A 22,669-nucleotide genomic window follows, 5' to 3' on the forward strand; every position below is an offset into this window, starting at 1 on the left:
TTATGAACATTATGAAAGATATAAAAAACAGTTTATCTTTTAGATCTTGTAAAAAAATCATTTTTAAGTAGTGCACTTATACTAAATAATGAGGTAAACGCCGGAAAGAATAGAGAAGAGCACCAATAATTGCAAGATGTTGTTGAGAATGATTTATTATTCTTGCAAAAAAAATATACATATAATAATATATATAGAGATATGCTAAGTGCGGGAGGGGAGAATTTGATTACGGGGCGTTTAAAAAACAAGGGTATTGTTCATAAAAATTGGGGGAGGGTGCTAGGTTATGTTTTTTAATATTTTCCGGATTGGATACAACCTTCAGATTTGGTGAGGGTGTGTGGTGTTTCTTTAGTATTTCAAAGTATTTCATTTCCAGTTCAATGAAAGTGTGAAGAAATGTCCATATTGAATATATTTTCTATGGTGCATTTAGATTAGACAAAAGCTTGTTCAAAAAAACATTGGTGCTGACCTTGTAATACAATTTCAGGAATAAATTGAATAAAATATAACAAAGCATCTGCATGTGAATAAAAACATAATGAAGCATGCAACGAAGTTGAAGCTAACTTTTAAAATTTTAATACAAGTGATAGCCAAAAGATAGAGTTTTTTTGTTTTAAAATATCGACGCGATAGATTTAAACTATTGAAAAAAATAAAAAAAGATAATGTTTAAATCAGAAACTTTCTATGTGGATGATAAGTTATTACATTCGATAATGGTTGTATGAAATCCATAATAAGGAAAATTTTGAACAGTATTTATAAATTTTGCAACAAGATGCAAGATTTAAAAAATAATTATATAACAACAGCAAAGCAACAAAACAAGATATTAAGTAACATCAGATGAGGTGTTACATTACACATTAGAAGAGAAAACATTAATACTAATGTTATGAAAAGCATCTGGTGAATTTAGGTTATTAAATTGTAAGGAGTGAAGAGAGGTAAAATGCGTAAATACGGATGGTGCAGTGATTATGATGTACCAATCAACAGCGGCAGCACATTTTAGTGCACAGAACGAGAATTTGTTAAAAAAACTATGAAAATAATGGGGGATTTATAATGTCTAATATTTACGATTGGTCTCTAAAGGCTGATGAAAATGCTTATTCAGATAGTATCATTAATTGGGCAGAAGGTCAGCCGCCTAGTTCTGTTAATGATAGTGCACGGGCGATGATGCAGCGCGTGCGTGAATATCTTGCAGATAATGGTGGATCTATTAATTCAAGCTTTATAGTAAATGTGGAAGATAAAACAACATTAATTACCTTAAAGACAGTTTCGCCTATAAAGAAATACAACAATGATATCGTCATACGTTTTAAAGCTTGTGGTGTAAATATTGGCGCGACAAAAATAACTGTTAATAATATAGGAGAAAAGCTTATCTATAAAGCAACTGATGTGGGGGTTATACCATTAGAAGGTGGAGAACTTCAAACAGATGGCATTTATGAAATGGTATACAATAATGGTGTTTTAATAAAAGAGCATGAGGGGTGGTACTTATTAAATCCTACACCACCAAAGATAGAAAGTTTTCCCTCTGGATTCATTGCAACATTTGCTATGCAAAATGTGCCAAATGGTTGGCTTTTGTGTGATGGTAAGGCCTATAAGCGTGAAGATTATCCGCAGTTATTCAACGCAATAGGTGATAAATGGGGAAAAGACAGCAATAAAACTTTTAAAGTTCCTGATTTTAGAGGCATGTTTTTACGCGGCTTTGATAATGGTCGGGGTTTAGATGGTGGTAGAAAATTTGCAGATGAACAACAAGATAGCATAAAATCGCATACGCATATTGGGAGTATTGAAAATGCAGGCGAGCATGCGCATAATTTTGAGTATCAAGGGGTAGGATGGCCAGTTGGTGATATTGGGAGACTACCGAATCATTATACTTATAATGCGACCCTGAAAGGGAGAACAGGTTCTGCTGGTGCACATACACACAAGGTAACTCTTTCCCATACGGGTGAGGCAGAAACGCGCCCTGTTAATGCAACCGTTGTCTATGCTATAAAATCATGAGTATGTTTGAGTAATAATAATTCATCCACCCTGATAATTTTGTTAACGCAGAGCAATTCCGCGTTATTTTCTAGCGTATGAAGAGGAAATCTATACTGTTAATATGATACTTGAGAGAGTCGAAAAAAACAATTTTTTAAAATGACAGATGACAAAAAAAACTCATATAAAAATAAAAAAATTCTTGAATATTTGCATGTTTTATTTTTCTATGGACTTTAGTTTTTAGATTGAAACCGATAGCTTAGAGATTTAATTTCATAGGAGGATGCCGTTTGAGGGAGTATAAAAGGGATATCTTCTTTAGGTAATTCAGAAACGTTTAAAGAACAATGATAAACATCGCGGAGATTTTGTGTTGTTAAAACGTTAGTTGCATTTCCTTCGCAATAAACCTCTCCTTCCTTGAGCAAAATCATGTTATCTGCATAATGTGCTGCGAGATTGAGGTCATGAAGAACAGCAAGAACGCCGCCACCAGAATGGGCGAAATTTTTGGCAATATCCATAACGATGATTTGATGTTGAATATCGAGGCTAGCAATAGGTTCATCTAATATCATCCAGCGAGGAATTCCATTATGAACAGGTTTCCAGATTTGGCAAAGTACACGGGCAAGTTGTACTCTAGCTTGTTCTCCGCCTGATAATTGGTGATAATATAGGTTGCCATAATCAGCAAGGTCAACGCACTCTAAAGCTTTTTGGATAAGATTTTGCACTTCGGCTTTGGTAATGGTAAATTGGTTTACAGAAAGGCCAAGCCCTACAACTTCATGGACTAAGAATGGAAATACGAGCGTTGTTGATTGTGGTAGTATAGCGCGCATTTTGGCCATTTCATGAGTTTTTGTTTGGCATACATTATAACCATTTAAGGTTATTTTTCCACTGTAAGGAATTTCACCACTCAGAGCTTTGATAAAAGTACTTTTTCCTGATCCATTAGGACCAATAATAATGGTAAAAGCACCACTTTTAGCTTGAAGATTAATGTGTTTAAGAATCTGCTTCTTTCCGCGCTGAACACAAATATTTGTCGCTTCAATCATGAAAAGTCTGTTCCTCGTTTGCATATAAGGATCCATAGAAAGAAAGGTGCACCAAAAAGTGCTGTTACAATTCCAATTGGCAATTCTGCGGGGGCAACAATTAAGCGTGCAAACGTATCAGCAAAAATAAGTAATGCTGCTCCCAAGAGAGCAGAGCAAGGAATGAGATAGCGATGATCAGGACCAATGAGTTGACGTAAAATATGAGGAACAATAATACCAATAAAACCAATACCACCACTGACAGCAACAGCACTACCACACATAAGAGCAACAAGGGGAATAGCAATATTTTTAACGCGTTGAATATGGAAACCAATATGGCCAGCAACAGCTTCTCCAAGAGCAAGGGCATTAAGTGCTCGTGATAAAAAGGGAGAGAAAAGAAGACCAATAACGATGAAAGGGAGAACGAGCCATACTTTCAACCACGTAGCGCCCGCAAGAGAGCCAAGACTCCAAAAAGTGATATCACGGAGTTGTTGGTCATTTGCGATAAAAATCAATGTTCCAACAACTGCACTGCTTAATGCACCAAGAGCAATACCAGCAAGCAGCATGGTTGCAATAGAGGTAAAACTATTATGCGTTGCTATTATGTAGAGAATAATCGTTGATAAAAGTCCACCAAAAAAAGCACCTATGATAACTTTGTAAGGCTCTAGAAAAGGTGCAAATGAAATAGGAAAAGCAATACCGACAACAATTGCTAAGACTGCTCCAAGTCCAGCACCTGCTGATACACCTATAATTCCAGGATCTGCAAGAGGATTACGGAAAAGCCCTTGCATAAGAACACCGGAGACAGCTAAAGCTGCTCCAATCAACAATCCAAAGATAACACGGGGAAGCCTTATGTCGATAAGCACGAGGTAATCACGCGTTTTACTACTTACTGAAAAATCTTGTGTAAGCATTACATGGAGGAGATCAACGAAAGAAACCTTTGCGGCACCATTCAAGAGCCCACCAAAAATACTGAAGATAAGGAATATTATTAAGCTTAATAATAAAATCTTCCCCTGCTTTGAACGGTTTATTTTTTTACCTTCTTTTGCTTCAGGTAAATGCATCATGGATGTACCGTCTACCATTTTTATCAGCTCTTACCGTTTTGATTTGCACCATAAAGTATCTCAATAAGCTCTCTTGATGCGTCTGCAGTGCGTGGACCAAATCCTAAAAAATACATAGCATCCATCTGTTTTATGGCATGATTTTTTGCTGCTGTTGTTGCTTGAACTGCCGGTATGGCTAAAATCTTATCAATGCTGGTTGATCTTGCACCATGTTTTACAAGTAAGATAACATCAGGATCTGATTTCAATAACGCTTCGCCATTGAGAAGTTTATATCCTTTATAATCGGTGATAGCATTGATAGCACCTGAAAGTTTTATCATACTATCAGCTGCAGTACCTGTTCCAGATGCCATGACGCGTCCATTTTGCACAGAGAAAACAAAAAGAACACGCTTTGGTGTTGTTACTTTCGCCAAAAGCGCATCGTTTTCTAAAAAATTACGCTTCAATTTTTCAATTAACGCAGCCGCTTGCACTTCTCGATGAATAGCTTGGCCAACGAGGCGAATCTTTTCGATCACATTTTCACGGGAGTAGTCTTCTGGTATGATCACCAGAGGTATTGATGTTTTTTTGAGAATATCAATTGTTGAAGCGGGACCGCTTCCTTCAACAAGTAATATGCCCTCTGGGGCAAGTGATAAAACACCCTCCGGTGAAAGAGCACGCATATATCCAAGCACAGGAAGCTTGAGCGCTTCTTGTGGGTAGACGCTTGTACTATCACGGGCGACAAGTTGATCTTGGGCTCCCAATGCATAGACAATTTCTGTAAGTGCTCCGCCGATAGAAACAATTCGAGCATTTTCAGGAAAACGGGTTGTAGGTTCAGCAATCACTTGTTTAGAAAAACAGGTAAGAGAGAGCAGTAAACATATAAGGAAAAGGTTTGATAACCTATGCAAAAGAGATATGAACATGTCTGACCTTACCTTATCTTAGTTACTGCTGTTTTCTTGACACGATGGTAAACCATTCAATAAAGAGCGCCAATCGTCACGTTCTTTTTGGCCCTCCTTGCGTACGCCAAAGAATTGAATAATCATCTCATCATCTTTATCGAAAACTTCAAGTGAGTTGACATACCCATCAATTGTAGGTTTGCGAACACGCCATACCTTCTTGATTCCAGAAACGAGTAAATGGAGGTGAAATTTCTGATCGAGAACATTAAGCCAAGGTCCCATTTGCTTAATGTTCTTTACTTGTCCAGTGAAAATTTGGATACATCCTTTATTTCCAACAAAACACATAATTGGTAACTCTTCTCGTACAACTTGTTTGAGCATCATCTCAACAGCTTCTATTTTTAACTCATCGGCAAATTCATTTCCGGCATGTTTTACAGCATTATGTCGATTAATTTTCAGTTCAGAAATAATTCCATGAAGTTGATGCACATCAGTCATCTGTCGCCAACGATCTCGGAACTTTTCAACATCTAACTTTGCCGTATCACATTGTACTGGAGTAGGAGCGGGAGAAATATCAAGTGCGGATGATTGATCGTCATGAAGCAACTTTTCAACAAGTGCAGCCCATTCTTCCATATTTGTTGCGTCTTGAGAATAGAGTTTGAAAATAGCAATGCCATATTGATCAAAAAATTGCAGACTTTTCATAGGTGTTCCGAGAATAGTCACGTCATGCTCGAAACCAAACTTCCACTGTTTTGAAAAAATACGCAAGTCAATTTCACCGAGTGTTATCGGAATATGCTGACTTTGAACAATCTTCTCAAAACATCCTGTTATTTCATGGACAGCATTTTCATTCCGTGTTAATGCCATGACTATTCCAAGTTTAGGAGCATTTTCCAAGAGAGTAGCGACATCAGCGCGTAGTTTTTTTGCTTTTCCAATTGTACAATAAGCCGCAATGAGTTCTGCTTCGGATATACCAATAGAGTCCGCAAAATCGCGGCTACGCATCTCTTTTTTTTCTTCACGCAAGCGAATAATCATTTCGGCTGTGTATGACATAGGCTTATCCTTATGTTACCTGTTTAAAGGTTAATTGTTTAATTTTTCAAATCAAAGAAAGTGAGTTGAACCACTATCAACTAATGGTTCAACTCACCACCAAACAAGCCCTTATTTTATCAACAATAGAACAATAAAAAACAATAAATTACAAAGAGTTAAAGCGCAAACCTCAAAATTTGTTGTTCAAAGAACAATAAGAATAGAAACGCAACAATTTATTCTTTATCGATATAACCTTTTTCATTGATCTAATGGTTAACAAAAGTGACTAAAATTTTTGCACGAACGAAACTTTAAAGTTGCGACCAGGCTGACTATAATAATCCTTCGGCGTTGAGCTTTCACCGGAAGGAAGATCTGATACATTCCAATATTTTTGATTGAACAGATTATAAACACCAGCCCTTATAACAGGACCCTTTTCACCAAAGGGCTTCAACCAACCTGACACATCAATAATATTATAACCTGGAATTTTTTGATAGTCCGATTCCTTAGCAACTTTATCACGTTTGGCAGATGAGGTAAGCACGACGTCTGCTCCCCAGATTTCTTTTGCATATCCGATCCCAGCAATCACTTTTAAAGCTGGAATTGAGTTAAGATATTCATCTTTATCAAGATCCTTTCCTTGCGAATAGGTAAGAGAAAAATTGCTATGGAATCCATCATTAAGAGCCAAATGTATTTTTGCTTCAGCACCATAAATACGCACATTCGCACGATTTGTATAATGGCGACGTCCCAATCGGTATTCCTCTGATGGCCCTATATCCACAGTATCTATGAAGTCCTTGTATTGATTGAAAAAGGCACTGAGTGAACCACCGAAATTTCCATTTCCATACCTTATGCCAACATCATACCCATTGCTCGTTTCTGCTTTTAAATCAGGGTTGCCCTTCGAGTAATAAGCAGGGGGTTTCATATAAGAGACGTAAAGTTCTGCAACACGTGGTGCACGAAAAGCCTGTGCCCATTGAGCATAAAGTGTTACTTGATCACGAACATCCCACTCCATACGTAATTTGGGAGAAAAACGTGAACCATTTCTTTCTGGAGGAAATTTGTCAGAAAGCAGAGCTTTCTCATAAGAAGACGTTTTCTGAGGGATATACTTATACCAATCATACCGAATTCCAGGTGTTATACGGAAATGGTTATCAGCAAAGCCAATTTCATCTTCAAAAACAAAACCCAAATTATAGCCATTTGTATCTGGTGAATCTGACCGATTAGCGGGTACAAAGAGGCACCCCCGTGCATTTTCCGGCAAGTGACAATTATCTTTCCCGAACAAATAATGATGAAACTTAGATGACAAGACGTTAGCGGTAATCTTTAACGTATGATCTACAGTGCCAATATGAATTTTCTTGAGAGCATCAGCATTGAAACCATAATTGGTATTACGCAAAAAATTATCTCTCAAAAAATCCCCTTTGGGCGCCCGAACACGAAATGAAGTCGTAATATCATGACTTGACTGTCTTTGCCAATAAATCTGTCCACGAAACGCATCAAAAATAGCATCTTCATTGCCGTTATAGTCATAAGAAAGAGAAAGGCGTTCACGGAGTTTGTCGCTCTTATCATAAACGGAACCACGGGCATAAGATCTTTCAGAAGCATTCAATAAATGTGTATCAATATTGTGACCAAAACGCTCTGCTGTAAAACCAAGCCGGTGATTGTCATCAAGGTATTGGTGAATTTTAAAGAGCAAATTATTTTGGTCAAAATGAGCAGGGTTTTTACGTGTGCGCTCTTCATAGCCTTCTAGAGTTCCCATATTTTTGCGCTCATGACCTTCCGCATAAGAACCTTGGAAAAGCAAAAACGTTTGTTGAGCACGCATTGCAACAGCTTGATCTACGTGCCAACTATTATCAACAGAATGATAACCACCTCTTATAAGACCACCCCAATTTTTTCCTTCTGTGATAAGATCTTCAGGATCAAGGGTACGCAACGCAACAACTCCTCCTAGTGCACCAGAGCCATAAAGACTAGAATCCGATCCCTGAATAACATCAAGTGTGGAAAGCGCACTAAAGTCAAACATTGTGTTACCACTGTTCTCACGCAATATATCATTGAACCATGGAAGAACAATACCATCCATTGTTGTGAGAACACGGTTTGCTTCTAAACCACGCATGACAAAACTGTTATTGCTTGGGTTATACCCCACGGTTGGATAAAGACGACTAATATCATAGGCATCAGTTATTTGTTTCTCACGAATATCCTTCGCGGTTTTCCGATCTGTCAAAATAGTGACCGAATCCAAGGCCGTTCCTATTTTTTTCTCTTTAATAACAATTGGCTTGAGTTCAGTGATAGAACCTCCATCTTTATTTTGTGCCAAAACAAATGAAGGCATACAGACCGATAATGCACTTAAAATCACACAGCTTCTATAGATATTTTTTCGTCTTATTTGCATAACACATCACAACCCTTTTAAACGTCCCCTCTCTGTTTTGAAATTTTATTTACATACAAAAAAAGCTGGACCCGCTGATTAAAACTTGCCAGCCAAGTAGAAATGATTTTGACAACAACACAAAACCACTAGAAAACCATATTAAACATGACAAAATCAGTCAAGAAAAAAGTTGCAATTTCAAAATAGCCTGTTTTAATGAGATTGGACACCAATACTAAGCTTAAAATAGTGGCAGAAGAAACGATGAATTTTGCAAATACGAAGCAATTATTAACTCTTTGGATTGGTGCATTTATTGGAGCTTTCTTTTTGCATGTATTATTGGGAGCGCAGTTTTATTTTCAAAGTACGGGTGTAAGTAATGGCTTGCTCTCTTCGGAGATTATGCTGACTTTTGTGCAAGAAACTATCTATCCGGATGTTGATACAGACTTGTCAGATATTCATACAGAGTCGGATATTAATACAGAGCCAAAAGTATTACAGTCTGATCTTTTAGAGAAGGAGTCAGAGGAATTGGAATCCGTGGATGAAGTTCAATCGGAAGAACCTCAGCATATGATAGAACAAGATGACTTAAAGTCTTTGGAAGAACCGCTTCCTCAAAAAGTGGAGCATAAAGCGTTTATCAAAAAAACAATACCGATGACAAAGGCTGTAGTAAAGCGCTCTAATGCAAAGGCGGTACGTTCTTCTTCCACCAACAAGGGCGTCGGTACAGCAGGGCTTGAAGATATGTTGTTAATGGAGTGGTTAGCAAAGGTACAGTCACAATTAGAAAGGCAAAAAAATTATATTGTGGGACAGCGTACCAGTCGTGCAAAAGGAACGGTGAAGTTAGAATTTATGGTGCATGAGCAGGGGAGTATTTTTTCTAGTCGTGTGGCAGTCTCTGCTGGTAATCCGGAACTTGATCGATTAGCGATGGCGGCACTTCAACGCGTTGGTTCTTTTCCACCACCACCACTATCAAAAGTGAATAAAATAATCAGAGTATCCCTGATATTTAGCTGATTTTTTATATAGGGCGCTTATTCTTATAATATATTGATTTATAATAATTATTTATAATTTGAACAAAAGTTAAAATATAGTTCGTTCGATTTTTTTGACGTTGTGTCAATCAAAATCATCCGCTTACTTATGACACAAGTTGAGGGGGAACATGGATATAAAACTTCTAAAAAGCAGTGAATATATTTCTTATGAATGCTCTAAATGAAAGGGCTGTTACAACATTGGGAGTTAAGGGATGATAGAGCTATAGCTTTTATTCAGTAAAGGTTAATCGTGTCTCATCGATTTTTATACCATTCGTGAGAGGATTTTCGTAAATACTTTTCAGATACACCGTTGTGAAATGGCCTTAGAAACATTAAAATAAAACAAGAATATAAATAAGAAAAACATACTATTTTGAGATGCTCTGTTTTGTGTGAAGGATGTGAGCTTATATGTAAAAATGGGGGAAAAAAGCAAAGCTTTATCTTCATCATTAAAAGATATTGACATATTTAAAAGTCGTAAACCCGAATGAAAAGGGAAGGGGTAGAAGAGAATTGTTTGTCTTTAAAGCTTTCTAACTCAATGAGTCTGTCTTTCTGTTATTAGAGATAATCCAAACGATATACATAATAACGTACTCTTATTTGGTATAGAAATGTTATAAGCAGAACAAAATAGTCTTAAAATATGCTGTTGTACAAGATTTGAATATTGACACTAATAAGCAACAGTAAAAAAATGACCTATTTGTAATCATCTATGATATTGTCGTTTATGTTGAGAAGAAATGAACTATTTGTACAACATGTTGATTTATAATGATAATTTATCATTTTGTGTTTGAAATAAAAGATCTGAATAGCGTAGGGTTTTCTCATTTCGAATTTATTGATACTGAATCAATTAAAATTACTTGCTTATATATATCATAAGCAGGTTGGTATGTGGGTATTATTTAAAAAGGAATAAAAACACTTCTTATGAACACTTTCAAATACTATTTGGGAAGTTAAGGCATATCATTTCCGTCGACCAGAAAGCAGGTCGGTTTTTATATCTATTTTCCCAGTGAGTCTTGCTTTGTAGACACCATAATTTTCCATGACACGCATCACGTAATTACGTGTTTCTGTATAAGGAATACGCTCAATCCAATCAATGACGTTATCGAGAGATTGTCCTCGAGGATCGCCATAACGTTTTATCCATTCATTGACTCGACGGGGACCCGCATTATAGCCAATAAGAGTTAGTATATAGGATCCATTAAAACGTTCCAATTGTTCATTGAGAAAATGGGCACCTAATGTTGCATTATAATGAGCATCACTGCTAAATTTTTTAGGAGACCATGCGATTGAGTATTTTTTTGCCAATGCTTTTGCTGTTGTAGGAAGCAATTGGAGTATACCTTGTGCGCCTGCTTTTGATATGGCTGTTGGATTAAATTCGCTTTCTTGGCGTGCAATGGCATAGATAAGCGATTTTTCTTCTACAGAAATATTAGTAGAAGCTGGTATAGCTCCCAGAGGATGAGAGAGTGCACCGACATTTTTTCCCTGAAAAACAGCCATTTTTCCAATTTTGAGGCTGGTATAATAGTCTCCATTTTTTTCTGCCATAACAGCCAGAAGTGCTAATTCGCCGGGGCTTTCTATTTTTTTTCCGAGCTCTCTATAAAAAATTTTAGCAAAATCAGCATAGCCGGCTGCTTCAAGACGTTGAATTGCTTTGATCGCTTTTCGTGCACTAAAATGTTGTCGCTCAGCGGTTGTTGGTTTGGGAAAGAAAACTTTAAGCTTTTTTTGGTTGAGTCGTGCAGCGGCTAATTGACCATAGTAAGTTGCACCAAAATGAGCTGCGCGATAAAAGTAATGCTGGGCATTTTTATGTTCTTCTAGCGTTTCTGCTGTTCGTCCCATCCAGTAATATCCACGTGATGCAGAAAAAGGTGAAGAAGAGAGTTGAGGAATACGTGAAAAATGCTGCATTGCCAATTTAGGGTTATGAAGAAACCGTAGTGCGTACCATCCTGCATGAAACTCAGCATCGATAGCTAATGCAGATGTTATACCAGTGTGCATTGCAACGAGTTGGTAAGCAATTTTTGGTTTATTTAAATCGAGCATTTCACGAGAAAGGGCGCGTTGTTCTTTCCACAATGAATGAGGGTTCATAAGGCGGAATGCATCTTTTGATGTTTTCATCATGAGTGCTGCGGCTGCATTATATTGCTCTGTTCGTCGAAGATGGCGTATTCGAGCAAACTGAAAAAGAGGATCTTTTTGCCATGATCTCTCTACAGCTTTTAATTTTTGTGTAGCTCTAGGGTCATTTTTTTCAACGGCCACAAAAGCATCAAAAAGAGATTGAGCATGGGCTAATTTTGCAACGCGTGCTGCTGAATCAAAACGATATGCATACAGCATAAATTGCATGCGTTTCAAATGATCAATAGGTTTTAATGCAACGCTTGCATTTTTAAGAACAAATATTTCTTCTTTTGCATTAAGCTGTGTCTTATGCCACCACGGTGCAATAACGTGTTGAGCACGAGTGGTTTGTCCCGTTGCGATAAGTGCTTTAGCGAAGAGAGCCATTCCTTGCGCTGTTTGGGGCGGGTGATGAGAAAATTTTTGGATGATTGCGCGTGAGACGTTGGTTTCGTTAAGAAAAGCACGTTCAGCATTGCGTTGCATCGTTTCTATACCGGGCCATCCTTTTAGCATGTTGATTGCATTAAATATTTCAGAACTTGGTATATTAGCTTTGTTTGATATCCCCAGCGCCCATGTCAAAATATGACGATCAAGGCTATGTTTTTCCATTGAATTACGAAGATTTATTGTTTTTGCAATATTGTTGTTTGCTAGTGCATCTAGCCCAGCTTTCAGTTGCTGAAGTGTAGCAGTATTGTGTGATGTCGTGTGTATCTGTTGAAGAGGCTCTTGAGCTCCTTTTTCGGTAAAGGGAGTAGGGCGCACCAAAGGGATTGGCGCTTTCCCGTGCAAAAGAGGTGTTTGCGCGGATGCACTTGAAAATAAAATTCTTATTGCCAGTATAAGTGCAGTAAAGGTTGATACGAAAAGAGAGGTGGAAAATACACGCATAGAGAAAAGACCTTGAGACCTTGCTTTTTGTAAAAACTTAAGGATTTATAGAACACAAGCATGAAAAACGCGTTAATATAGACGGTTTATTTTAAATAAATGTGCAACATTTAAGGAGGGACATTTTCATCTTATGAGGGCTTTTTTTGAAATTCATCTTGCTTCAATGATAGAGCAAGATTATGCTCTATTTAAAATTTATAAAAGGCGATTATTAAAAAAATAAAAGCGAATATTATAGGGAGTTTATCATGCTCAAGGGAGCTATAACTGCGCTTATTACACCGTTTGATAATAAGGGCGCAATTGATGAGAAGGCGTTTTGTGATTTTATTGAATGGCAGATTACACAAGGGATTAATGGTGTAAGCCCAGTTGGGACAACCGGTGAATCAGCAACGTTAAGTCATGAAGAACATAAGCGGATTATAGAATTGTGTGTTGAGCAGGTCGCAAAGCGTGTTCCTGTTGTTGCTGGAGCGGGATCAAATAGCACAAGTGAGGCTGTAGAGCTTGCACAATACGCGCAAAAAGCTGGTGCAGATGCAGTTTTGGTTGTCACTCCCTATTATAATAGACCAAATCAATCTGGTTTATACAAACATTTTTCTTCCATTGCCAAAGCTGTTTCTATTCCGATTATAATTTATAATATTCCTGGTCGTTCTGTTATCGATATGGCTGTGGAAACGATGAAAGACCTTTATCAAGATTTTAAAAATATCATTGGTGTAAAAGATGCAACGAGCAGAATTGAACGCGTTAGTGAACAACGTGAAAAGTGTGGGAAGGATTTTGTACAGCTTTCCGGTGATGATTGTACAGCGTTAGGTTTTAATGCACATGGAGGTATGGGGTGTATTTCAGTTTCCTCCAATGTTGCTCCAAAGCTGTGTGCAGAGCTTCAAGCTGCTTGTTTTCGTGGTGATTATAAAACAGCACGAGAATTAAATGATCGCTTGATGCCTCTTAATCGTGCTGTATTTATTGAGCCTAGTCCAGCGGGTATTAAATATGCTGCTGCAAAATTAGGATTTTGTGGTGATACTGTGCGTTCTCCGATTGTTCCATTAACAGAAAGAACAAAGAAGATTATTGATGTAGCCCTCAGTCATGCTGGTATTTTAAAAGCATAAAATGATATTGACAAAGCCATGAATAAAAAAAAGAACGCGCCCGTACGGAAAATAATTGCTGACAATCGTAAAGCACGTTTTAATTTTGAAATCCTTAATAATCTCGAGGCCGGTCTTGTCCTTCAGGGAGCGGAAGTAAAGTCCTTGCGTTCTAATCATGCCAATATTGCTGAAAGCTATGCGAGTTTTGAGAATGGGGAATTATGGTTAGTAAACAGCTATATTCCTGAATATACGCAGGCTAATCGTTTTAATCATGAACCGCGACGTTTGCGCAAGTTATTACTTTCAAAACGTGAGATGGCACGTTTTTTTAATGCAACGTCTCGTGAAGGAATGACACTTGTTCCTCTTAAACTTTATTTTAATGAACGAGGGCGTGTTAAGTTGGAGATTGCTCTAGCGCGGGGAAAAAAGCTTCATGATAAGCGCGAAACGGAAAAAAAACGCGATTGGGGACGTGAAAAAGCAAGACTTTTAAAAAGATATGGATGACGGATGCGATTTAGATATCCTTTATTTATAGCGCTGGTTTAAAACAGTTTTAGCATTGATCTAAGTATGTTTTTGCTGCTTGAAAAATTTGGTGAAACATGGCGTCTGTCAAGCGTCCAGTATTTGTATTATAACGAGAACAGTGATAGCTCGAAAAGATGCGTAATCTGCCGATGTTATGAATTTCGCCGTGTCCAAAAGGGTGAGCTAAAACTTTTGCATTAAGGGCACGTATCGTTGAATGGTGCGCAATGGTGCCTAAGGTAATAACGGCTTTAAGTTTGGGAAGATTTGTTAAAAGAGGTGAGAAGAAATAGCGGCACGTGTTAATTTCTGCACCGGTGGGTTTATTTTCTGGGGGAACACAACGAACAGAGTTGACGATTGCTGCATCAATCAGCTCAAGAGTATCGTCTGCTCTTTCTTCAAAGGTTCCTTGGGCAAAACCAAATTTTTTTAAAGTTGAATAAAGTAAGTGCCCAGCATAATCACCAGTGAATGGACGTCCAGTTCGATTTGCTCCGCGTAATCCAGGAGCAAGCCCAACAATAAGAAGGCGCGTTGTGTCTGCTCCTTTATAAGGAAAGAAGGGGCGCACCGGTGCGTTATACCAACTTGGTTCTTTGATACGCCAGTCAGCGATAAACTGATGGAGCCTAGGACATAAATTGCAATTTTGGGGTGGTTCTGGGCAAAGCGATGTTAATTGGCTATTCGTGGTGTTAGGCATCAATCGTTTTTTCTATTTTTTTGAGTCTTTTATAGCGTATATGACGGGTTATGTTTTGATAAACAATCTATAATGAATATAAATAAAGTTTAATATAAACTTATTGCTAATTATTATGTACAGAGAGGTAATCTTTCAGTAATTTATTTGATGAATAAGAGTACAATACACATGATGTTCAAAGAAAAAAAGTTCTCTCTTTAAATAAAGATATTATCATAAAAAGTATGCATAAGGCTGTCGTTATTGCAAAGGATTTTAAACAGCTGGTGTTCCTTTTAAAAGGATGAAGACTCCAGACAAGTATTTTGTCAAGAAAGACCTCCCCTTGTTTGAAGCCAATCTATTGGAATGCTTTTAAGAGCAGCTTTGATAACGAGCATGGATAGGTTATACATTTTTATAAATTTTCCAAGAATTTTCTTAAATAAGTTCTTTAATCAAAAAATATAAAAGTTTGTGTTGTTTTTCTTGTGTTTTATTTTGATTATTGTATATACTCCTCTATTCGCTATTAAATTTTTTTATTTGAGAAAGAGGCATAAATGGCCCGCGTAACGGTAGAAGATTGTATTGATAAAGTTGACAACCGCTTTGAATTGGTACTTTTAGCAGGTCATCGGGCGCGTCAGATTTCACAAGGAGCGCAGATTACGGTTGATCGTGATAATGATAAAAATCCAGTTGTTGCTTTGCGTGAAATAGCAGAAGAAACATTGTCGCCTGCTGATTTAAAGGAAGACCTTATTCATTCGCTGCAAAAGCATGTGGAAGTAGATGAGCCAGAAATGGCAAGTGAATTTATTACCCATTCAGGTGAAGCTGAAAGTGTTTTTAATACGTCGTCGCAAGAAGAAGGTACTTCATTTGATCATATGTCAGAGGAAGAGCTTTTAGCGGGTATTGAAGGTTTGGTTGTTCCAGAAAAAAGTGACGATTATTAATTGCGGCATTTTATATTACAGGAGTAAAGATACCTTGTCTGTAAGGAGCCGTTATTTTTCTTGTCTTTTATTGATAAGACGTGTTCAATAAGGATTAGGGGTGTGAAAAGATAAAGGATATGCTCGTATGATGCGTCAGTGTGAGCTTGTTGGACGTGTTCAACGTTACAAGTCTGACGTAGATGAGGCTCTTTTAAACAGGGCCTATGATTATGCAATGAGAAAGCATGCACATCAAAAGCGTGCTTCAGGTGATCTTTATTTTTCTCATCCTTTAGAAGTTGCTGCTATTTTGACAGATATGCGGTTGGATGAGGCGACGATTGCTGTTGCTCTTTTGCATGATACAATTGAAGATACAAGCGCTACACGAGCAGAAATTGATCAGCTTTTTGGTTCTGAAATTGGGAAGTTGGTTGAAGGACTTACAAAGCTTAATAAGCTTGATCTTGTATCAAAGAAAGCCGTACAGGCAGAAAATCTTCGTAAGCTTCTTATTGCCATCTCTGATGATGTTCGTGTTCTTTTAGTCAAACTTGCTGATCGTCTTCATAATATGCGCACCCTTGGTGTTATGCGTGATGATAAACGTCGGCGAATTGCTGAGGAGACGATGGATATTTATGCGCCGCTTGCTGGTCGTATGGGTATGCAAGATATGCGCGAGGAATTAGAGGATCTTTCTTTCTTTTATTTAAATCCAGAAGGTTATCGTACGATTACCAATCGTCTTTCTGAGTTATCAAAACGCAATCGTGATTTGCTTTCCACAATTGAAAACGAGTTGACAAAACTTTTTTTCGAGCATGGCATTAAAGCGAATGTTAAAAGCCGTCAGAAAAAATCGTATTCCGTCTTTCGCAAAATGGAAAGCAAGGCGCTTTCTTTTGAACAATTATCCGATATTTTTGGATTTCGTGTGATTGTTGAAACAGTGCATGATTGTTATCGCGCTCTTGGTGTCATTCATACGACGTGGCCAATGGTTCCTGGTCGTTTTAAAGATTATATTTCTATACCAAAGCAGAATGATTATCGTTCCATTCATACAACGATTGTGGGACCATCGCGACAACGTGTTGAATTGCAGATTAGAACTGCTGCTATGGATGAAATTGCTGAATATGGCGTTGCGGCACATTCCATTTATAAAGAGCAAGGTTCTAATTATTCGGCTTCGAGGTTATCAAATGAAACAAATGCGTATGCATGGTTGCGTCAAACGATTCAATCTTTGTCAGATGGAGATAATCCGGAAGAATTTTTAGAACACACAAAGCTTGAGCTTTTTCAAGATCAAGTTTTTTGTTTTACGCCGAAAGGTCGATTAATTGCTTTTCCTAAAGGAGCTACGCCTATTGATTTTGCTTATGCCGTCCATACAGACATCGGTGATTCTTGTGTGGGTGTGAAAATCAATGGTCGTATTATGCCTTTAATGACCAAATTAAAAAATGGTGATGAAGTTGATATTATTCGTTCACATGCTCAAATTCCGCCAGCTGCATGGGAATTTCTTGTTGTCACAGGTAAAGCACGTTCAGCTATTCGACGAGCAAGTCGTGCCGCGGTACGTAAACAATATTCGGGTTTAGGATATCGTATTCTCGAGCGTTCATTTGAATATATGGGAAAACAATTTTCAAAAGACGTTTTGAAGAAAGTTTTGCCACGTTTAGCACGTAAAGATGTAGAGGATGTATTGGCTGCTGTTGGGCGTGGAGAGCTGTTTTCCGCTGATGTGATTAAAGCGGTTTATCCTGATTATCAAGATCACCGTGTGGTACAAAAGTCATCTTTTAAGCCTGGGGAAGAAGGTTGGTTTAATATTGAGAATGCTCAAGGTATGATTTTTAAAGTTCCAGAAAATGAAAAAAATGCAATGGTCGAGAATCATCAATCTAAAGCATTGCCTATTAGAGGAACCCGTGGAGATATACCCGTACGTTTTTCACCGGAAGGAGCAGTACCTGGAGATCGGATTGTTGGTATTATGCAGCCCGGAGCTGGGATCGTTATTTATCCAATACAGTCTTCAGCTTTGATGGCATATGATGATCAGCCAGAACGATGGATTGATGTCCGCTGGGATATTGATGCCCAAATGAATGAACGTTTTCCTGCACGGATAAATATTTTGGTTGTAAATAGTCCTGGCTCTTTGGCTGAAATTACACAAATAATTTCTGCTAACGATGCCAATATCCAAAATTTATCTTTTATCCGTACAGCACCGGATTTTACAGAAATTATGATTGATTTGGAAGTGTGGGATTTAAAACATTTGAATCGTATTTTTTCTCAGTTAAAAGAGGCAGGTTCAGTAAGTACAGTACGGCGAGTTCATGGATAAAAAGAAAGATTTTGCAATGAATACACAAGATGTCATTGATATTTTTAAACAAGCAGATGCTATTCTAGAAGGGCATTTTATTTTAACATCGGGGCGCCATAGTGCGACTTATATGCAAAAAGCGAAAGTATTCATGCATGCTGACTTGACGGAAAAGTTATGTCGTGGATTGGCTGAAAAAATCAAAAAATCTATCGAGGGAAAAATTGATTATGTTGTTGGTCCCGCAATTGGCGGCCTTATTCCTTCCTATGAAACTTCACGTCACCTTGGTGTTCCTTCTCTTTGGGTAGAGCGTGTAAATGGCATCTTTGAATTGCGTCGTTTTGAAATCAAGAAGGGTGCACGGGTTGTTATTGTCGAAGATATTGTGACAACGGGTCTTTCCATTCGTGAGACTATTGAGGCGCTTGTTGCAGCAGGAGCAGAGGTATTGGCCAGTGCATGTATCCTTGATCGTTCTGGTGGTAAGGTCAATGTTGGAGTTCCATTGATTGCGCTTGCTGAATATGAGATAACCTCTTATACTAGTGATGCACTTCCTGCAGAGCTTTCTGTTCTTCCAGCGATTAAACCAGGCAGTCGAAATATTTAATTGTCGTTCTATTTTTTTTGTGCAAAAGCTTAAAAAGATTAATTTGGATGATATAAATTATTTCATCATCAAAAGATGTATATTGAGAGTCATATGCTTTTTCGTAGTCGAGAACCAATAGATTTTGTAACGCGTATTCGACTTTGGTTATGGCCACGTCGTTCATTTTCTCGCTCATTTTGCTACATACATAAACGTATTTTGCGTATATCAGCAACACCGCATGAAGTAGCATTAGGGGTTGCTGTTGGCATTTTTTTAGCTTGTTCCCCTTTCTTTGGGTTGCATATTATTTTGGCAATATTTTTTTCTTGGCTTTTGCGTGCAAACTTTGCTGCCGCAATCATTGGGACGATTTTTTCTAATCCACTCACATTTTTATTAATTGTCATGGCTGATTATAAAGTAGGGTATTTTTGTTTATCACTTTTTAGCGATGTCAAAGAGATTTCTCTTTCGCAAATTCGTGCTCTATTTAATGGTTTGACATTGTCAAATCTCTCTCTCCTCTTTAAAGGCGCATGGGACACAATTATGAGTCCTATGATTTTAGGTGGAACTCTTTTAGGTATTGTTTTTGGTGGTTTATCTTATATAGGTGTTTACAGAGCAACGGTTCGTTTTAAACAAAAGCGATATCAAAAGATTATAAAAAAAAGGCGTTTAAAGAAGCGTTCATCGGAAGAAAGATCGGGTAATACCGTATGATTGTTGGTCTTGGAAATGATCTGGTTGATATACGACGTATTGAGAAAATGTTGGTTCGCTATGGTGAGCGTTTTACCCAACGTATTTTTACGGATATTGAAAGGAATAGATCCGAAAATCTCAAAAAAAGCTCCTCTTCCTATGCAAAAAGATTTGCTGCTAAAGAAGCATGCGCTAAAGCCTTAGGAACGGGAATCGCTTGTGGTATCAATTGGAAAGACATGGGGGTCGTTAATTTGCCATCTGGTAAACCAATAATGCAATTAACAAATCGTGCGCAAGTGCAACTTCAAAAGTTATTACCTCCTCATCATGATGCAGTTATTCATCTTAGCATAACAGATGATTTTCCTTGGGCACAGGCATTTATTATTATCGAAGCACTTCCACGTGGATAGATGGTGTGAGAGATTGTGCTTTTGTTATTTGAATATTATGATGAAAAAAATTATATCTGTGATGAGAAGGCAGTTGGTGATGATCCAAAAAGATAAAGTGCATAAAAAAGAAAAAAAAGGCGGGGTTCGTGAATTTATTTCTGTTTTAGTACAGGCTCTGCTTTTAGCAGCGGTTATTCGGACACTTTTTTTCCAGCCTTTTAGTATTCCGTCCGGTTCAATGCGTCCTACTTTGTTGGTGGGAGATTATCTGTTTGTTTCTAAGTATGCATATGGGTATTCTCGTTTTTCCATTCCCTTTTCTCCTCCTCTTTTTTCTGGACGGATTTGGGCATCTCAACCTCAACGTGGAGATGTGGTCGTTTTTCGCTTACCAAGTAATCCGAAGATTGATTATATAAAACGCGTTGTTGGGCTACCAGGTGATCGTATACAAGTCCGTCAAAGTGTTCTTTATATTAATGATGAGGCTGTTTCACGTCACTTTATGGGGGAGATTGATAATTCTGATATAACAGAGGTTAACTATCCTGTTGAGGTTTATCGCGAGACAATGCCTAACGGTGTTAGTTATGATACACTTGATTTAGCTTTCATCCCGAAAGTTGATGATACAAAAGTTTTTGAAGTTCCTCAAGGACATTACTTTATGATGGGAGATAACCGCGACAATTCAGATGATAGTCGTTTAGATGTAGGCTATGTTCCAGAAGAAAATCTTATTGGTCGCGCGAGCGTGATTTTCTTTTCTATCAGTAACGGTTCAAGTGCTTGGCAGGTTTGGCGCTGGCCATTTGATGTGCGTTGGAAGCGTTTGTTTTCTTTCATAAATACGGTTCATGATTTGCCGCTTATCAAGCAAGGAAACAACGATGAAACGTCTAATGATTGATCAGCTTTTCAAGCTGACGGGGCATCGTTTTAAAGATGAAGAGAGGTTAAAGAAGGCATTAACACACTCGAGTGTACAAGATTCGGAACAGGGGAATTATGAACGACTAGAGTTTCTAGGGGATCGGGTTTTAGGGCTTTTGATTGCAGAAATGCTGTATCAACTTTTTCCTCAGGCAAGTGAAGGTGAATTATCAGTCCGTTTGAATCATCTGGTCAATGCCCAGACATGTGCTGATATTGCGCGTGAAATGAGGCTGCCTGATATGATCCGTGTTGGTTTTGAGATGAAAAATTTCGAGGGGCGTCGACTCATCAATATGCATGCAGATGTCGTGGAAGCTTTGATTGCCGTGATATATCTCGATGGAGGATTGGAAAGCGTTCGCCCTTTTATTCAAAAATATTGGCATAGTCGGGCAAAGAAAATGGATGCTGGTCGGCGTGATGCCAAGACCGAATTACAGGAATGGGCGCATATCCAAGGCAATGCACAACCACATTATCAGGTTATAAAACGTTCAGGTCCAGATCACGATCCTGTTTTTATGGTAGAGGTAAGTATTTCTGGGTTTGCTTCAGAGATTGGGCAGGGAAGCTCCAAAAGATATGCCGAAAGAATGGCAGCTGAAAAAATTTTGCGACGAGAGGGTGTATGGAAAACAGTGGGAAAAAATGATCATGAGTGACGTTATGAAAACGCGTTCTGGGTTTGTTGTGCTTATTGGGATGCCTAATGCCGGGGGAAAAAATGATCATGAGTGACGTTATGAAAACGCGTTCTGGGTTTGTTGTGCTTATTGGGATGCCTAATGCCGGTAAATCGACATTGGTTAATCAATTGGTTGGAACAAAGGTTTCAATTGTAACACATAAGGTACAAACAACACGAACTTTAATCCGCGGTATTGTCATTCATGATGATGTGCAAATTGTGTTGGTCGATACACCGGGTGTTTTTCGTCCCCATAAGCGCTTAGAACGTGCCATGGTCTCTGCTGCTTGGGGAGGGGCTAAGAGCGCGGATGTTCTGCTCGTTTTAATTGACGCTCAAAGTGGTCTTTCGGATGAAGTTGATATGATGTTAGATATTGTAAACAACATGAAACAAGAAAAAGTTCTTGTTCTTAATAAGGTTGATACAGTTGTTAAATCATCTCTTCTAGCGTTAACCACTAAAATAAATGAACGTGTAAAGTTTGCGCAAACATTTATGATTTCTGCTCTAAACGGTTCTGGTTGCAAGGATTTACTTCATGCGTTGAGTAATATGATGCAGGAGGGACCATGGTATTATCCGGAAGATCAAATTTCCGATATGCCCATGCGTCATCTTGCTGCTGAAATTACGCGTGAAAAACTTTTTCTTCGTCTTCATGATGAACTTCCTTATTCCTCAACGGTTGAAACAGAAAACTGGGAAGAGCGTTCAGATGGTTCCGTTAAAATTAATCAAGTTATTTATGTCGAGCGTGAGAGTCAGAAAAAAATTGTCTTAGGAGCAAAAGGCGATACAATTAAAGCGATTGGTCAAGCAGCACGTAAAGAACTCATGGAAATTATGGATCAAAAGGTTCATCTTTTTCTCTTTGTGAAAGTGCGCGATAATTGGGATACCGATCCAGAACGTTATCGCGAAATGGGATTGGATTTTTTAAAATAAGATTTTTAAAAATAA

At 38.0% G+C, this 22,669-nt stretch carries 20 protein-coding genes; 13 read left to right on the plus strand and 7 right to left on the minus strand.

Translation table 11 applies throughout. The features are described 5' to 3' along the window. Positions 1-129 precede the first annotated feature (129 nt). Positions 130-300 carry a hypothetical protein gene (locus ACFIKY_RS00930; RefSeq protein ID WP_155914971.1) on the plus strand — a complete coding sequence of 57 codons (171 nt, stop codon included), beginning with the start codon at positions 130-132 and terminating at the stop codon, positions 298-300. A 780-nt stretch (positions 301-1,080) separates the two neighbouring features. Continuing rightward, positions 1,081-2,055 (plus strand): phage tail protein, encoded by a 975-nt coding sequence (locus ACFIKY_RS00935; RefSeq protein WP_375635698.1) that lies wholly within the window; start codon positions 1,081-1,083, stop codon positions 2,053-2,055. A 218-nt stretch (positions 2,056-2,273) separates the two neighbouring features. Here ACFIKY_RS00935 and ACFIKY_RS00940 read toward each other — a convergent pair whose 3' ends face one another. The 5 genes from ACFIKY_RS00940 to ACFIKY_RS00960 all read right to left on the minus strand — a co-directional run bounded on the left by ACFIKY_RS00940 (position 2,274) and on the right by ACFIKY_RS00960 (position 8,623). Further along, positions 2,274-3,107 carry a heme ABC transporter ATP-binding protein gene (locus ACFIKY_RS00940; protein ID WP_375635697.1) on the minus strand — a complete coding sequence of 278 codons (834 nt, stop codon included), beginning with the start codon at positions 3,105-3,107 and terminating at the stop codon, positions 2,274-2,276. Next, the gene (locus tag ACFIKY_RS00945; RefSeq protein WP_273788425.1) at positions 3,104-4,201 is read right to left on the minus strand and encodes an iron ABC transporter permease; all 1,098 of its coding nucleotides are present in this window, start codon (positions 4,199-4,201) and stop codon (positions 3,104-3,106) included. Before ACFIKY_RS00945 ends, ACFIKY_RS00940 begins: the two co-directional genes overlap by 4 nt. A gap of 5 nt (positions 4,202-4,206) precedes the next feature. Continuing rightward, complete coding sequence (locus ACFIKY_RS00950; protein WP_273788426.1) at positions 4,207-5,109, minus strand: hemin ABC transporter substrate-binding protein; 903 nt, start codon at positions 5,107-5,109, stop codon at positions 4,207-4,209. Between the two features lie 18 nt (positions 5,110-5,127). Next, positions 5,128-6,171, minus strand: coding sequence for a hemin-degrading factor (locus ACFIKY_RS00955; protein WP_375635696.1), 1,044 nt, complete (start codon positions 6,169-6,171; stop codon positions 5,128-5,130). 271 nt (positions 6,172-6,442) lie between these two features. Continuing rightward, positions 6,443-8,623: a TonB-dependent hemoglobin/transferrin/lactoferrin family receptor gene (locus tag ACFIKY_RS00960; RefSeq protein WP_375635695.1), complete on the minus strand. Its 2,181-nt coding sequence runs from the start codon at positions 8,621-8,623 to the stop codon at positions 6,443-6,445. Positions 8,624-8,869: 246 nt separating this feature from the next. Between ACFIKY_RS00960 and ACFIKY_RS00965 the strand changes: the two genes are divergently transcribed. After that, the gene (locus tag ACFIKY_RS00965) at positions 8,870-9,640 is read left to right on the plus strand and encodes an energy transducer TonB (protein ID WP_375635835.1); all 771 of its coding nucleotides are present in this window, start codon (positions 8,870-8,872) and stop codon (positions 9,638-9,640) included. Positions 9,641-10,650: 1,010 nt separating this feature from the next. Here ACFIKY_RS00965 and ACFIKY_RS00970 read toward each other — a convergent pair. Continuing rightward, positions 10,651-12,741: a lytic transglycosylase domain-containing protein gene (locus ACFIKY_RS00970; RefSeq protein ID WP_375661297.1), complete on the minus strand. Its 2,091-nt coding sequence runs from the start codon at positions 12,739-12,741 to the stop codon at positions 10,651-10,653. 251 nt (positions 12,742-12,992) lie between these two features. On the opposite strand from ACFIKY_RS00970, the gene dapA reads away from it, so the two are divergent. Both dapA and smpB read left to right on the plus strand, forming a co-directional pair. Further along, positions 12,993-13,877 (plus strand): 4-hydroxy-tetrahydrodipicolinate synthase, encoded by an 885-nt coding sequence (gene dapA / locus ACFIKY_RS00975; protein ID WP_375635693.1) that lies wholly within the window; start codon positions 12,993-12,995, stop codon positions 13,875-13,877. A gap of 18 nt (positions 13,878-13,895) precedes the next feature. Continuing rightward, positions 13,896-14,372, plus strand: coding sequence for an SsrA-binding protein SmpB (gene smpB, locus ACFIKY_RS00980; protein WP_012231306.1), 477 nt, complete (start codon positions 13,896-13,898; stop codon positions 14,370-14,372). A gap of 49 nt (positions 14,373-14,421) precedes the next feature. Here the strand turns inward: smpB and ACFIKY_RS00985 are convergent, their stop codons facing one another. Then, positions 14,422-15,102, minus strand: a complete 681-nt coding sequence (locus ACFIKY_RS00985) for a uracil-DNA glycosylase (RefSeq protein ID WP_375635834.1) — start codon at positions 15,100-15,102, stop codon at positions 14,422-14,424. Between the two features lie 545 nt (positions 15,103-15,647). On the opposite strand from ACFIKY_RS00985, the gene rpoZ reads away from it, so the two are divergent. The 8 genes from rpoZ (at position 15,648) to era (ending at position 22,654) form a co-directional block, all read left to right on the plus strand. Further along, a complete protein-coding gene (rpoZ, locus tag ACFIKY_RS00990) occupies positions 15,648-16,046 on the plus strand; it encodes a DNA-directed RNA polymerase subunit omega (protein WP_273791104.1) in 399 nt (132 codons plus the stop codon). Positions 16,047-16,173: 127 nt separating this feature from the next. Continuing rightward, positions 16,174-18,399 carry a RelA/SpoT family protein gene (locus ACFIKY_RS00995; protein WP_375635692.1) on the plus strand — a complete coding sequence of 742 codons (2,226 nt, stop codon included), beginning with the start codon at positions 16,174-16,176 and terminating at the stop codon, positions 18,397-18,399. A 16-nt stretch (positions 18,400-18,415) separates the two neighbouring features. Further along, complete coding sequence (gene pyrE, locus ACFIKY_RS01000; RefSeq protein WP_375619471.1) at positions 18,416-18,994, plus strand: orotate phosphoribosyltransferase; 579 nt, start codon at positions 18,416-18,418, stop codon at positions 18,992-18,994. Between the two features lie 93 nt (positions 18,995-19,087). Then, positions 19,088-19,702, plus strand: coding sequence for a DUF2062 domain-containing protein (locus ACFIKY_RS01005; RefSeq protein WP_375635691.1), 615 nt, complete (start codon positions 19,088-19,090; stop codon positions 19,700-19,702). Further along, positions 19,699-20,100 (plus strand): holo-ACP synthase, encoded by a 402-nt coding sequence (gene acpS / locus ACFIKY_RS01010; protein ID WP_375635690.1) that lies wholly within the window; start codon positions 19,699-19,701, stop codon positions 20,098-20,100. Before ACFIKY_RS01005 ends, acpS begins: the two co-directional genes overlap by 4 nt. 79 nt (positions 20,101-20,179) lie before the next feature. Further along, entirely contained in the window at positions 20,180-20,992 is an 813-nt protein-coding gene (gene lepB, locus ACFIKY_RS01015) for a signal peptidase I (RefSeq protein ID WP_375635832.1), read from the plus strand. Continuing rightward, complete coding sequence (gene rnc / locus ACFIKY_RS01020; RefSeq protein WP_012754936.1) at positions 20,973-21,680, plus strand: ribonuclease III; 708 nt, start codon at positions 20,973-20,975, stop codon at positions 21,678-21,680. Before lepB ends, rnc begins: the two co-directional genes overlap by 20 nt. A 68-nt stretch (positions 21,681-21,748) precedes the next feature. After that, the gene (gene era, locus ACFIKY_RS01025; protein ID WP_012754937.1) at positions 21,749-22,654 is read left to right on the plus strand and encodes a GTPase Era; all 906 of its coding nucleotides are present in this window, start codon (positions 21,749-21,751) and stop codon (positions 22,652-22,654) included. Positions 22,655-22,669 lie beyond the last annotated feature (15 nt).

It is taken from the genome of Bartonella sp. CR127HXZ (assembly GCF_042194555.1).
GTDB lineage: Bacteria > Pseudomonadota > Alphaproteobacteria > Rhizobiales > Rhizobiaceae > Bartonella > Bartonella grahamii.